We start from the raw sequence: 12,261 nt of genomic DNA, 5'->3' as shown, positions 1-12,261 counted from the left end.
AAAAAACCCCGCAGAAGCGGGGTTTTTTTCGACAGGTTTGCGATTACGCGCGAACGAAGTCGATGTGAGTCAGTTTTGGCTTGAACGCGTGACGCTGAACAGCCTGAACTTTCACTTTTTCTTCTTTACCGCCAACAACGATGGTCAGAACTTCGCTGTAGAATTCAGCTTTGGTCTGCAGGTTCCACAGTTTGTCGTGATCCAGTTCGATTGCAACTGGAGCAGCTTCGCCACCGTAAACGATAGCCGGGAACTTGTTAGCGGTACGCAGGCGGCGGCTCGCACCCTTACCCTGCACGTTACGTACTTCTGCTTCGATAGTGAACATTGATTTCTCTCTGTATTTAAAACCCTACTACAGGCGACCCAGCAGCAGGTGAGTGTTCTGCCTCACGGATGTGAAGCGGGCGGCATTTTATACTCAAATGCCCCTCACATCAATGAAAAGTCCCGCTAACCGCGCAATTCGTTGGCGCGACGGAAGCGACCTTCGTAGTCAAAGAGCTTCTCGCGCACCTGCCAGTACTGGCCTTTCTTACGGGCGACGACAAAATCCGGATGGCGCAACAACACCTGCTGGCGCACGATATCGGCCACGGTGATCCAGCTCAGGGGCACGCCCGGGGTGCGGGTGTGCGGGCGAATAAACAGCTGTTCGAAGGCCGTTCGCTGGGCAGGCGTCTGGACCCGGAAGCGCTCGCTGACGTCCGCCCCGTCCTCGTCGTAATAGGTGATTTTCAACCATTCGCCTTTTTCATCGGCGCCGGACTGTAGCGCCATGCCGGAACAGCGCAGCACCAGCGCATCTTTCAGCTTTAGCGCCGCTTTCAGCATGTCGTCCGGGTCAACCAGCACCGTGTCGCACTCCCAACAGCGGCGAGCGGCAATGTCATTTTCGGCGTTGCACTGTGGGCAGTTTTTGAAGCGGAAACGAAAATCGCACTGCTCGCGATGCCCTTCATCATCTTCAAACCAGCCCTGACAGCGGCGGCCAAAATGTTCGATCAGCGTGCCGTCGGCGGTGGTTTTGCCCCAGAAGGTGTTGGCAAACCCGCAGGCAGGGCAAAAGACCTGCACGGGCACGTTGTCGCTTTTTCCTTTTGGCGCGCCGACCTCAGGCGTATAGAGATCGTGCGGGTTACCGGCATAATCGAGGATCAGGCAGTCGGTTTTCCCCGGCGCCAGACGCAGGCCGCGGCCAACAATTTGCTGATACAGACTGACCGATTCGGTCGGGCGCAAAATAGCGATCAGGTCAACGTGCGGGGCGTCAAAGCCGGTGGTCAACACCGACACGTTAACCAGATAGCGGAACTGCTGGGCTTTAAAGGCCTCAATCAGGCGGTCGCGCTCGGGGCCGGGCGTCTCGCCGGTGATGAGCGCCGCGTCGCCGGAGGGCAGTAACCCGGTGATTTCGCGCGCGTGCTCAACGGTGGCGGCAAAGATCATCACCCCTTTGCGCGTCGCGGCGAACTCCTCAATCTGGCTGATGATATGCGGCGTAATGCGCTTTTGCTTTTTCAGCTCCTGGTTAAGATCCGCTTCGCTGAATAACCCGTTGCTCTGCGCCTGCAGGCGGCTGAAATCGTACTGCACCACCGGCATATCCAGCCGTTCAGGCGGCGTCAGGTAGCCATGTTTAATCATGTAGCGCAGCGGAAGTTCGTAAATGCAGTCGCTAAACAGGGCCTTGTCATCGCCGCGCACCATGCCGTGATAATGGTAACGATAGATCCAGCCTTTACCCAGACGAAACGGGGTCGCCGTCAGGCCCAGCAGGCGCAGGTAAGGGTTCACGTCCTTCAGGTGCGTCAGGATTTGCTGATACTGGCTGTCGTCGTCATCGCTGATGCGGTGACACTCGTCGACAATCAGCAGCGAAAATTCGCTGCGAAACAGATCCAGATTGCGGGCCACCGACTGCACGCTGCCAAACACCACCTTGCCGTGGCTCTCTTTACGCTTTAGACCGGCGGCGAAAATGTCGGCTTCCAGTCCAAGTGCACAATACTTGGCATGGTTTTGCGCGACGAGCTCTTTAACGTGCGCCAGCACCAGTACGCGGCCGCGGGCCAGACGCGCCAGTTCGGCAATGACCAGGCTTTTGCCTGCACCGGTCGGGAGCACAATCGCCGCCGGCTCGCGATGTTTACGGAACCAGGCGAGGGTGGCGTCAACGGCTTCCTGCTGATAGGGACGAAGTGTAAAAGTCATGGGGTCTCGGTTTCGTTATTCCGCACATATACCCGTCATACTTCAAGTTGCCTGTGCGTTGGCTGCACTCGTTCACCCCGGTCACTTACTTATGTAAGCTCCCGGGGATTCACTCCTTTGCCGCCTTCATGCAACTCGAATTATTTAGGGTATAGATAGTATGCCACGAAACTTTTTCCCTTGAGTGGCGCAACCAGACCATTATACTGAACCGTTCCAGACTGCTTCTATTTTCGGACCTGTTGTCCGACTTCCTGCACCATTAAGGCTAAAAAGATTTCATGCGACTTGATAAGTTTATCGCTCAGCAACTCGGCGTAAGCCGCGCTATTGCCGGGCGCGAAATTCGCGCCAGCCGCGTTACCGTGGATGGCGACATTGTGAGAGACAGCGCGTTCAAACTGCAACCTGACCATCAGGTGGAGTACGACGGCAATCCGCTGACCCAGCAGCACGGTCCTCGCTACTTTATGCTCAATAAGCCGGAAGGCTACGTCTGCTCAACGGACGATCCGGATCACCCGACGGTGCTCTATTTCCTCGACGAACCGGTGGCGCACAAGCTGCATGCCGCAGGCCGCCTCGATATCGACACCACCGGTCTGGTGCTGATGACCGACGACGGTCAGTGGTCGCATCGCATCACCTCTCCACGCCACCACTGCGAGAAAACCTATCTCGTGACGCTGGAGTCACCGGTGTCGGATGACACGGCTGAGCACTTCGCGAAAGGCGTGCAGCTGCATAATGAAAAAGATCTGACTAAACCGGCGGTGCTTGAAGTCATCACCCCGACGGAGGTCCGTCTGACCATCAGCGAAGGGCGCTACCATCAGGTGAAACGTATGTTTGCCGCGGTGGGGAACCACGTTGTTGGCCTGCATCGCGAACGGATTGGTGCGATTGAACTCGATCCCGACCTTGCGCCAGGCGAATACCGTCCGTTAACGGAAGAAGAGATCGCCAGCGTCGGTCTGCCTTCGCACTAATTTCAGGAGAACTCTGTGACCACCAGGCCACACTCGTCGTTCAAAATCGTCTTCATTCTTGGCCTGCTGGCCATGCTGATGCCGCTGTCTATTGATATGTACCTGCCCGCGCTGCCGGTCATTTCCGCGCAGTTTGGCGTCCCGGCGGGCAGCGCGCAGATGACGCTCAGCACCTATATTCTCGGCTTTGCCCTTGGTCAGCTGTTTTATGGCCCGATGGCGGACAGCCTTGGACGCAAGCCCGTCATTCTGGGCGGGACGCTGGTCTTTGCGGCCGCAGCGGTTGCCTGTGCGCTGGCCCAGACCATTGATCATTTGATCATCATGCGTTTCTTCCACGGTCTGGCGGCGGCAGCGGCAAGCGTGGTGATTAACGCCCTGATGCGCGATATCTACCCGAAGGAAGAGTTCTCCCGCATGATGTCGTTCGTGATGCTGGTGACGACGATTGCGCCGCTGGTGGCGCCAATGGCGGGTGGTGCGGTGCTGGTGTGGTTCAGCTGGCATGTGATTTTCTGGATCCTGGCCCTGGCCGCGCTGCTGGCCTCGGCAATGATCTTCTTCTTTATAGATGAAACGCTTCCCGTCGAGCGCCGCCAGAAGTTTCACATCCGTACCACCATCGGCAACTTTGCCTCGCTGTTTCGCCACAAGCGCGTGCTCAGTTATATGCTGGCAAGCGGGTTCAGCTTTGCCGGAATGTTCTCTTTCCTGAGCGCCGGGCCGTTTGTCTACATCGAGCTTAACCACGTGTCGCCGCAGCACTTCGGCTATTACTTTGCGCTTAACATCGTCTTCCTGTTCATCATGACCATCATCAACAGCCGCTTTGTCCGGCGGGTGGGGGCGCTGAACATGTTTCGCGCGGGCCTGTGGATCCAGTTTGTGATGGCGATCTGGCTGGTGGTGAGCGCGTTTCTGGGCGTGGGCTTCTGGGCGCTGGTGGTCGGCGTAGCGGCCTTTGTCGGCTGCGTGTCGATGGTGTCGTCCAATGCGATGGCGGTGATTCTGGATGAGTTCCCGCACATGGCGGGGACCGCCTCTTCCCTGGCGGGGACGTTCCGCTTCGGCATCGGCGCTATCGTTGGCGCGTTGCTTTCTATGGCCACCTTTACGACGGCATGGCCCATGCTGTGGGCCATGGCTTTTTGCGCAACTAGCTCGATACTCTTCTATCTTTACGCCAGTCGACCGCGAAAAGCGGCCCACTAAAACACAGAGAAGGCCCGGCAGGGCCTTTTTTGTTGATGCATATCAACCAAACCCCCGTTCGTTTATGCCGTGTTTGTTTATTTTATGTAAAATCTATTTGTGTAAAAAGTCACATCATTGTATTCAAAAAGGTTGAGTTAGATCGCAGAAACGGGTACATATAGCGCCGACGCGAGCCTGAATACCGATAAAAAAGTGCTGAATAGTGCAGGCTGGCGATGATGTGTTACTATAAATGTAAATAAATTGTGAAGTAAATTTTGCTTCCGGGGAACGAACGTGAATACATTACAACTTTCTATTGTCCATCGCTTGCCCCAGAGCTATCGCTGGTCGGCGGGTTTTGCTGGTTCGAAAGTTGAACCGATTCCGCAAAACGTCGCGGGCTGTGAAAACTGCCTGGTGGCGCTCAAGCTGCTGAGCCCGAGCGATGAAAATGCATGGCGGGTGATGGAGCGTCTCAGTCAGGCCCTGACGGATATCGAAGTGGACAGCTCCGTGCTGGAATGCGAAGGGGAGCCGTGCCTGTTTGTGAAAAGCCAGGACGAGTTTGCTGCCACCTGCCGCCTGAAAAATTTTGGCGTTGCTATTGCAGAGCCTTTCTCCGGCCAGTATCCATTCTGAGCGCTAGTCTGACGACAACAGCTGGCGCGTGTAGCGCTGCGTTGGCGCGCTAAATACGCGCTGGCACTCTCCCTGCTCGACCACCTCTCCCTGTCGCAACACAATCACCTGATGGCATAGCGCCCGCACCACCTGCAAATCATGGCTGATAAAGATATAGGCCAGCCGGTGCTTTTCCTGTAGCCCTTTAAGCAGCGCCAGGATCTGCGCCTGTACGGTCCTGTCCAGAGACGATGTCGGTTCATCCAGAATAATTAGCTCTGGTTTCAGGATCAGCGCGCGGGCAATCGCGATACGCTGGCGCTGCCCGCCGGAAAATTCCGCAGGATAGCGGTGGCGCGTCTCGGGATCTAAACCCACTTCAACCATTACCCGCATGACCTCCTGCTCACGCTGCTGCGCGCTCAGGCCGGGCTGATGGACGCGCAGGCCCTCTTCGACAATCTGTAACACGCTGAGCCGCGGGTTAAGCGAGGAGTTGGGATCCTGAAAGACCACCTGCATGCGAGGACGTACGGGCAGCATCTGCCGCCGGTTCCAGCGGTGCAGCGGCATGCCGTCAAACAGGATTTCGCCCTGTGAGGCAATTAATCGCAGCAGCGCCAGACCGGTGGTGCTTTTACCCGAGCCGGATTCGCCCACCAGCCCGAGGGATTCGCCCGGGCGCAGCGAGAAGCGGATATTTTTTAACACCGGGTTGCGATCGACAATGCGGCGCAGAATACCTTTGCGGATCGGGAACGAGACGGACAGATCCTCAACGCGCAGCAGCGGCGTGCTGTCAGCGTCGAGGGGAACCGGGTCGCCGGAGGGTTCGCTGTCGAGCAGGCGCTGCGTATAGGGGTGTTGCGGCGCGCTCAGCAGCGTGGACGCCGCATTCTGTTCAACACAGCGGCCGTTTTGCATCACCGCGACGCTGTCGGCCAGCTTTCTCACAATGCTCAGGTTGTGCGTGATAAACAGCAGGCTCATGTTCAGCTCGTCACGCAGGTCCCGCAGCAGCGTCAGTATTTGCGCCTGTACCGTCACGTCCAGCGCCGTTGTGGGCTCGTCGGCAATCAACAGCTCGGGGCGCGTCAGCAGGGCCATGGCGATCATCACGCGCTGGCGTTCGCCGCCGGAGAGCTGATGCGGAAAATCATTCAGCCGTTTGGCCGCATTGCGTATGCCTGTGCGTTCAAGACAATCCAGAATTTCTCCCCGCGCGGCCTCTTTGCGCATCCCACGGTGCAGGGAGAGCACTTCATAGAGCTGTTTTTCCAGGCTGTGCAGCGGGTTAAGCGACACCATCGGCTCCTGGAAGATCATCGCGATTTTGTTGCCGCGAATGCCGCGCAGGGTCTGTTCGTCGGCGTGCAGCAGCGAACGGCCATGAAAAAGGATATCCCCTTGCGGGTAGCTCACCGGCGGAGAAGGCAGCAGCCGCAGGATGGAGAGCGCCGAAACGCTCTTGCCTGAACCCGACTCACCCACCAGGGCCAGCGTTTCACCGCGCTGGATCTGCAGCGTCAGGTCGCTGACCACGGTGCGCGTCTCGTCCTGTTTTGAAAAGGCAATCGACAGGTTATCAATACGGAGCAGGGGCTGGGTCATTTTAAACCGCCTTGTTCGGATCAAAGGCATCGCGCACGGCTTCGCCAATAAAAATCAGCAGCGACAGCAGCACGGCCACGGAAAGAAAGGCGGCGATGCCTAACCACGGCGCCTGCAGGTTGTTCTTGCCCTGCAGCAGCAGTTCGCCGAGCGACGGGGAACCCAACGGTAGCCCGAAACCGAGAAAATCCAGTGAGGTGAGGGTGGTGATGGAGCTGCACAGAATAAACGGCAGGAAGGTGAGCGTTGCCACCACGGCGTTGGGCAGCATATGGCGGAAGATGATCCCGCGGTCGCTCACGCCAAGCGCCTGCGCGGCGCGAATATAGTCGAAATTACGGGTGCGCAGAAACTCGGCCCTGACCACACCGACCAGCGCCATCCAGCCGAACAGGACGGTAATGCCTAATAACCACCAGAAGTTGGGCTGTACGACGCTGGAAAGCAGGATGATCAGAAACAGCGTCGGCATGCCTGACCAGACCTCAATCACCCGCTGGCCCCAGAGGTCAATTTTCCCGCCGTAGTAGCCCTGAATGGCGCCCGCCACGACGCCCATCACGCTGGAGAAGATCGTCAGCATCAGCCCAAAGAGAAGCGAAATACGCGTGCCATATAGGATGCGCGCCAGCACGTCACCGCCGTTAGCATCCGTTCCCAGCCAGTTTTGCGCGGAGGGCGGGGAAGGGAAGGGGGTCGTGGTGGCGAAGTTAATGCTGTTTGCGCCAAAACGCACCGGCGCCCAGAGCGCCCAGCCGTGCTGCTCAATCTGCTGGCGAAGCCACGGATCCTGATACTCCGCCGGCGTCGCAAACGGGCCGCCAAAGTCGCTTTCGCTGTAATTGGCGATGACCGGCACGTACCAGCGGTCGTTAAAATGCACCAGCAGCGGTTTATCGTTAGCGATCAGTTCTGAAAACAGGCTTAAGACAAACAGCACGGCAAAAATCCACAGCGACCAGTAGCCGCGGCGGTTGTGGCGAAAGCGGGCCCAGCGGGCCTGGTTGACGGGGCTTAAACGCGGCATCATCGGCCCTCAAAATCGATTCGGGGATCGACCAGCGTATAGCTGATATCGCTGATGATATTCAGCAGCAGGCCAATCAGGGTGAAAATATAGAGCGTGCCGAACATTACCGGATAATCACGCGACACGGTGGCCTCATAGCCCAGCAGGCCCAGACCGTTAAGCGAGAACATCACCTCTATCAGCAGCGAGCCGGTAAAAAACATACTGATGAACGTGGCCGGAAATCCGGCGATCACCAGCAGCATGGCGTTGCGGAACACGTGCTTCCACATGATCTGCTTTTCGCTCACGCCTTTAGCGCGGGCCGTGACGACGTACTGTTTACGAATTTCATCGAGAAAGGCGTTTTTGGTCAACATGGTCAGGGCCGCAAACCCGCCAATGACCGTGGCCAGAACCGGCAGCGTGATATGCCAGAGGTAGTCGGTGATTTTCTGGTACCACGGCAGGGAGCTGAAATCGGCGGAGACGAGCCCCCGCAGCGGGAAGAGATCAAAATAACTGCCCCCGGCAAAAAAGACGATCAGCAGAACGGCGAACAGAAACGCCGGGATGGCATAGCCGATAATGATGAACGTGCTGCTCCAGATATCGAACCGGCTGCCGTTGTACACCGCTTTGCGGATCCCAAGCGGTATAGAGACCAGATAGATGATCAGCGTACCCCACAGCCCGAGCGTGATCGAAACCGGCAGGCTTTGCTTGATCAGCGTCAGCACTGACGCACTGCGAAACAGGCTATCGCCAAAATCAAAGCGGATGTAATCCCAGAGCATCTTGAAATAGCGCTCGTGAATCGGTTTATCAAAGCCGTAGCGGTGGGTGATCTCGGCGATCACCTCCGGATCCAGCCCGCGTCCGCCGCGGTAATGGCTTTCGCTGATATTCCCTACGCCAGTTCGCGCATGGCTGGCGCCCATCCCTTCACCGCCGCCGCCCGGCATGCCGCCGCTGTTGCCAAATTCAATGGCGGCAATGGCCTGATCGACCGGCCCACCGGGAGCGATTTGCACGATGAAAAAGTTAATCGTGATGATGGCCCACAGGGTGGGGATGACCAGCAGCAGACGGCGGAGAAGATAGGCACCCATGATAATTCCTTATCGCCGCTCAGCGGGAAGTCTGGCGGCTTTGTTAACGTCATACCACCAGGTGTCAAAGCCCAGAGAATAGACCGGGCGCACGGCAGGCACGGAGAACTTATCCCAGCGCGCAAGGCGATCTTCGCCCATATACCACATCGGCAGCATGTAGTAGTTCCAGGTTAAGACCCTGTCGAGGGCGCGCCCGAGCGGCACGAGCTTGTCTTTATCCCCCTGCGCCGCCACGATTTTCGCAATGAGCGCATCAATCGCCGGGCTTTTTACCCCCGGCGCATTGTACGAGGAGTCGATGTAGCTGGAGGCCCAGGAGATTTGCAGGTCCGAGCTAGGCCACGGCTGCGCGGGCCACAGGCGCTGCATCATGTCGTAATCACGGCTGCGCATGCGGCTGGTGATCTGCGCGTTATCGACCTGGCGAATGTTCATGGTCACGCCCAGCCGCTCAAGGTTGTGCTTAAACGGCAGCACCCACTGGTCGTTGCCCCCGGACGAGAGCAGCAGTTCAAAGCTGAGTGGCTTGCCCGTTTTGGCATCCACACGTTTTTGGTTCTTCAGGTGCCAGCCTGCGTCATCCAGCAGCTTGCTGGCTTTGAGCAGGTTGTCGCGGTCGTAACCGTCACCCTTCGATGCGGGCGGCTGAAACACCGTTGTAAACACCTCTGGCGGTACCTCTGCTTTAAGGGGGGCCAGCAGGACCAGTTCGTCGGCTTTCGGATAATCACGCGCGGCGTATTCGGTATTCTGAAAATAGCTGTTGGCGCGGCTATAAGCCCCGTAAAACAGCGCTTTGTTCATCCACTCAAAATCAAAGGCCAGGGAGATGGCTTCCCGCACCCGGCGGTCATTAAATACCGGACGCTGAATATTAAACGCCAGCCAGCGGGTGTCCTGGGCAGATTCATTTTTGTGTTCGTCTTTGACGATATAGCCTTTGGCGAAATTTTTGCCGATATAGCGGGTCGCCCAGTTTTTGGCGCTGCTCTCGACGCGCAAATCGAATGCCCCGGCTTTGAACGCTTCAAACGCCACGTTATCGTCGAGGTAGTAATCATAGCGAAGGGTGTCGAAGTTCCAGCGTCCGCGGTTGACCGGCAGATTGGCCGCCCAATAGTCTTTGACGCGGGAATAAACGACATATTGCCCCATTCGCCAGTCGGTAATGCGGTAGGGGCCGCCAGCCAGAGGAGGCGTTGAAAGCGGGTCGCTCAGCTTATGATTTTTCCAGAACGATTCCGGCATCACCGGCAGCGAGAACAGGCTGAGCATATTCTCTTTGTTCGGTTCGCTCAGCTCAATGCGCACAGTGAGCGGCGCGATGGCTCTGACCGACGCGCCTTTATATACGATGCGGAACTGGGGGACGCCTTCGGTCATGAATTTATGGAAGGTGAACGCAACGTCGCTGGCCTTCACCGGTGTGCCATCGTGAAAACGTGCCCGCGGGTTCAGCGAGATTTCCGCCCAGGCGAAGTTATCGGCGTAACGTACGTTCTCGGCAATCAGCGGATAGTAGCTGCCGGGCTCGTCATCGGAGGTGACAAAGAGCGTATCGTAAAGCGATTCCGTTCGCGCGGCCGCCACGCCGCGCAGGGCGTAGCGGTTGAAGTTGTCGAAGGTTCCCGTGGCGGAAAGCGTGACCTTACCGCCTTTTGGCGCGGCTGGGTTGACGTAATCGAAGTGCGTAAAATTGACCGCGTATTTCGGCTCGCCAATCACCGCGAAGGCGATATTCTCTTTGATGGTTTGCGCCTGGCTGGACAGGCTCGTGAATGCCAACATCAGCAACATAAAGCGCATAAGCATCTCGCGGCAGCTCCCTCTCTACAGACCGGCTCGGTTAAGCTGAATAATAAGTGACGTCACGGGCAATGTGAAATTAATCGCCTTCGGGCGAAATATCAGGCCGCCATTCGCGGAACTGCGCCAGCGGCATCGGGCGGCTAATCCAGTATCCCTGCAGGAAGTTAACGCCGTGTTCGCGCAGCCAGGCCGCCTGTTCCGGCGTCTCTACCCCTTCGGCGACGGTCGACATATTCAGTCGTCTTGCCAGCGTCAGAACGGCATCCAGCACCGGCGACGTCACGGTCTCGGTACCGATCGCATTAACAAAACCACGGTCGATTTTGAGGTAGTCCATGGTGAAATGCTCAAGGTAAATCAGCGCGCTGTGGCCGGTACCAAAATCATCAATGGCGATTTCAAACCCTTCGTTATGCAGCCATTCGAAAAGGGTGTTGGCTTCCCGATGGTTGAGCATATCGCGCTCGGTAATTTCCAGCACGATCTGGAAGTAATCCGGCGGCAGCAGGGCTTTGAAGGTGCGCATATCGTCCTTGAAGCTTTCCGCATGCAGATGCCCCGGTGCAATGTTAATACCCACCTTTGCGCCCGGAGGTAACAGCGTTTGTAACACGGGCGCATCGTGAATGATAAGGTCAAAGAGATGCAGCGTCAGCGGGACAATCAGCTTCTGTGCTTCGGCAAAATTGATAAACGCGTCCGGCGGAATTTCCCCCATTGTCGGGTGTTTCCAGCGCATCAGGACTTCAAGCCCGGTCATCCTGAGCGATTTGGCATCGACGACGGGCTGATAAACCACATAAAACTGACCGCGCTTGATAGCGCTTAAAATTTCTTTACCCGGGTTGAGCCGAATGCTGAGGATGTAGTAGTTAAGCGATCCGGCACAAATCCCGCATACCAGCCCAAAGAACAGCGCGTAGAGAATTTCATCGCTGGTCCATGCGTCCGCATACAGGTTGATGGTCAGGGGGAGGTCTTTCAGCGTCGCCGTGCGGACCGGGATGTCATGCAAGTCGCGGGTATGAACCAGCGTGCTGGACCGCGTCGACAAAGCGTTATCGCCGATAATGATAGCGATACCCGCGAACTCGTCCTGGCGCTCAGTATAAAGCAGGTAAGGCGTCAGATTAATATTCACAGAAGTGAACACCCCGCCGTCCTTCACTAATGGGTTGCGGTACCAGATCGCAATCGCAGGTTCATCAGGCAGCATGGGGGTACCCGGAAGCAACGCCATATCGATCTGTTTATTGATGTTCAGCTCAGGTATGAGCGTCTCCATCGGGGCATTCATCGGGCCTGTTGCCGAGGAGCAGAATGCCATCTTGTCCCGGACCAGCAGGAAGGCGCGAACGTTAATGCTGAAGGCCGCGCGTGAGGTGAGTTCCTGGTTGACGTCCTGGCACGTGTTCAGCGTGAGAGGCTGGAGGACATTGACCGCTTTTTTTAGGTCTTCGAAATAGCTCCCCATGTAGGCGCTCACATCATTCACCAGGGTGTCGAATTTGACTTCCCGCTTGTGGTAACTCCACGAAAATTGCAGGGAACCCAGGAGCAGGGCGGTGATGAGACCCGTGATAATACTGAGGATCAGTATTTTACGATTACTGGAGAAGTAGCGGGTGAGCATAGACGTCGTGATTCCTGAAAAGCCGCTTGATGTATTCAGTGTAACGGGCAAAAAAAAACACTG

General features: G+C 57.0%; 10 protein-coding genes. 3 read left to right on the top strand and 7 right to left on the bottom strand.

All coding sequences use genetic code 11. The features are described from left to right. Window positions 1-43 precede the first annotated feature (43 nt). On the bottom strand, window positions 44-328 hold the full coding sequence (gene rplY / locus HMPREF3143_RS20615) for a 50S ribosomal protein L25 (RefSeq protein ID WP_008500956.1): 285 nt from the start codon (window positions 326-328) through the stop codon (window positions 44-46). 125 nt (window positions 329-453) lie between these two features. Beyond that, window positions 454-2,214, bottom strand: a complete 1,761-nt coding sequence (locus HMPREF3143_RS20610; RefSeq protein ID WP_070534230.1) for a DNA repair helicase RadD — start codon at window positions 2,212-2,214, stop codon at window positions 454-456. A 281-nt stretch (window positions 2,215-2,495) separates the two neighbouring features. Between HMPREF3143_RS20610 and rsuA the strand changes: the two genes are divergently transcribed. The 3 genes from rsuA to HMPREF3143_RS20595 all read left to right on the top strand — a co-directional run bounded on the left by rsuA (window position 2,496) and on the right by HMPREF3143_RS20595 (window position 5,039). Then, window positions 2,496-3,203, top strand: a complete 708-nt coding sequence (gene rsuA / locus HMPREF3143_RS20605; protein ID WP_021241522.1) for a 16S rRNA pseudouridine(516) synthase RsuA — start codon at window positions 2,496-2,498, stop codon at window positions 3,201-3,203. A 15-nt stretch (window positions 3,204-3,218) separates the two neighbouring features. Further along, complete coding sequence (locus HMPREF3143_RS20600; protein WP_008500953.1) at window positions 3,219-4,415, top strand: Bcr/CflA family multidrug efflux MFS transporter; 1,197 nt, start codon at window positions 3,219-3,221, stop codon at window positions 4,413-4,415. 279 nt (window positions 4,416-4,694) lie between these two features. Then, window positions 4,695-5,039 (top strand): YejG family protein, encoded by a 345-nt coding sequence (locus HMPREF3143_RS20595; RefSeq protein WP_008500952.1) that lies wholly within the window; start codon window positions 4,695-4,697, stop codon window positions 5,037-5,039. A gap of 3 nt (window positions 5,040-5,042) precedes the next feature. Here the strand turns inward: HMPREF3143_RS20595 and yejF are convergent, their stop codons facing one another. The 5 genes from yejF to HMPREF3143_RS20570 all read right to left on the bottom strand — a co-directional run bounded on the left by yejF (window position 5,043) and on the right by HMPREF3143_RS20570 (window position 12,198). After that, window positions 5,043-6,632, bottom strand: a complete 1,590-nt coding sequence (gene yejF / locus HMPREF3143_RS20590; RefSeq protein WP_021241521.1) for a microcin C ABC transporter ATP-binding protein YejF — start codon at window positions 6,630-6,632, stop codon at window positions 5,043-5,045. A 1-nt stretch (window position 6,633) separates the two neighbouring features. Further along, on the bottom strand, window positions 6,634-7,659 hold the full coding sequence (locus HMPREF3143_RS20585; protein ID WP_032652768.1) for an ABC transporter permease: 1,026 nt from the start codon (window positions 7,657-7,659) through the stop codon (window positions 6,634-6,636). Beyond that, a complete protein-coding gene (locus tag HMPREF3143_RS20580) occupies window positions 7,659-8,753 on the bottom strand; it encodes a microcin C ABC transporter permease YejB (protein ID WP_008500949.1) in 1,095 nt (364 codons plus the stop codon). The genes HMPREF3143_RS20585 and HMPREF3143_RS20580 overlap by 1 nt, the downstream gene beginning before the upstream one ends. A 9-nt stretch (window positions 8,754-8,762) precedes the next feature. Then, window positions 8,763-10,568: an extracellular solute-binding protein gene (locus HMPREF3143_RS20575; RefSeq protein ID WP_008500948.1), complete on the bottom strand. Its 1,806-nt coding sequence runs from the start codon at window positions 10,566-10,568 to the stop codon at window positions 8,763-8,765. Between the two features lie 73 nt (window positions 10,569-10,641). Next, window positions 10,642-12,198 carry a cyclic di-GMP phosphodiesterase gene (locus HMPREF3143_RS20570; RefSeq protein WP_008500947.1) on the bottom strand — a complete coding sequence of 519 codons (1,557 nt, stop codon included), beginning with the start codon at window positions 12,196-12,198 and terminating at the stop codon, window positions 10,642-10,644. Between the last annotated feature and the right edge of the window lie 63 nt (window positions 12,199-12,261).

It is taken from the genome of Enterobacter sp. HMSC16D10, assembly GCF_001807145.1.
Classification (GTDB): Bacteria; Pseudomonadota; Gammaproteobacteria; order Enterobacterales; family Enterobacteriaceae; genus Enterobacter; species Enterobacter roggenkampii.
This window is presented reverse-complemented; position numbering and strand designations above follow the sequence as displayed.

Excerpts from the sequence above, each read along its gene's own strand:
- HMPREF3143_RS20580 (WP_008500949.1), bottom strand. The coding sequence starts at position 8,753 with ATGGGTGCCTATCTTCTCCGCCGTCTGCTGCTGGTCATCCCCACCCTG.
- yejF (WP_021241521.1), bottom strand. The coding sequence starts at position 6,632 with ATGACCCAGCCCCTGCTCCGTATTGATAACCTGTCGATTGCCTTTTCA.
- rsuA (WP_021241522.1), top strand. The coding sequence starts at position 2,496 with ATGCGACTTGATAAGTTTATCGCTCAGCAACTCGGCGTAAGCCGCGCT.
- rplY (WP_008500956.1), bottom strand. The coding sequence starts at position 328 with ATGTTCACTATCGAAGCAGAAGTACGTAACGTGCAGGGTAAGGGTGCG.
- HMPREF3143_RS20570 (WP_008500947.1), bottom strand. The coding sequence starts at position 12,198 with ATGCTCACCCGCTACTTCTCCAGTAATCGTAAAATACTGATCCTCAGT.
- HMPREF3143_RS20575 (WP_008500948.1), bottom strand. The coding sequence starts at position 10,568 with ATGCTTATGCGCTTTATGTTGCTGATGTTGGCATTCACGAGCCTGTCC.
- HMPREF3143_RS20585 (WP_032652768.1), bottom strand. The coding sequence starts at position 7,659 with ATGCCGCGTTTAAGCCCCGTCAACCAGGCCCGCTGGGCCCGCTTTCGC.
- HMPREF3143_RS20610 (WP_070534230.1), bottom strand. The coding sequence starts at position 2,214 with ATGACTTTTACACTTCGTCCCTATCAGCAGGAAGCCGTTGACGCCACC.